Annotated in this window: 2 protein-coding genes; both read left to right on the top strand. The window is 50.2% G+C overall.

All coding sequences use genetic code 11. The features are described 5' to 3' along the window. On the top strand, positions 1 to 364 hold a 364-nt coding region (locus ACFQEU_RS17240; RefSeq protein WP_379784141.1), incomplete at its 5' end, for a hypothetical protein. 38 nt (positions 365 to 402) lie between these two features. After that, positions 403 to 662: hypothetical protein (locus ACFQEU_RS17235; protein ID WP_379784139.1), on the top strand; the 260-nt coding region annotated here is incomplete at its 3' end.

Genomic DNA, 662 nt, shown 5'->3' with positions numbered 1-662 from the left:
AGATCGCGAGGACGAAGTCGCGCAGCAGCATAACTACAGCTATGAGGGCGTTAACCTACGCGCGCGCTGGTCGCATAAATTCACCCTGCTGGGCTTTGAGAGTCAAACACAACTCGGCTGGCGCTACTCGGATAGAGATTACCAAGGCCCAGGTTTAGAGCCGCGCGCGAATGCCTTTGGTGAAACGGAAGCGCTGCCTAATCGCGCCGATCGCCAGCAGCACTGGGAAGCAAAATGGATTGTTGGACTTAACGATTATGTGAGCTTGGCTGCAAAAATTGATTACGCTGATTACCGGTCAAACTTAGACAGCGCCAGCTATCAGGAAACCGTGAGTGCCGTTCAGCTGCAAACACGTTTTTAAATGTAATCGCCCAATAAAACAACGAGGTAAAAAAGTCGGTGTACACGGGTGAGGGCAGCATCGACGATTACGTGTATACCTTGGTTGATTACGACAACCTCGATTTAGAAGCGGGCACTTGGCAAGTGTTTGACTCGGTAAGTGGCTCGGGCGAAGTAAGGCAAGGTAGTGGCAACGTTCGTACCTTGGTAACCGGTACTTACGAAACCTTGGAAGTTGATTCGAACGCTTTCGAAGTGAATTTCAAGCGCGAGTTAGAGTTGCCCGTACTACCTAATGTGCAATTTGGCTACCAGAT

Origin of the sequence: Halorubrum tibetense (assembly GCF_042661865.1) — an archaeon.
Taxonomy (GTDB): Archaea; Halobacteriota; Halobacteria; order Halobacteriales; family Haloferacaceae; genus Halorubrum; species Halorubrum tibetense.
This window is presented reverse-complemented; position numbering and strand designations above follow the sequence as displayed.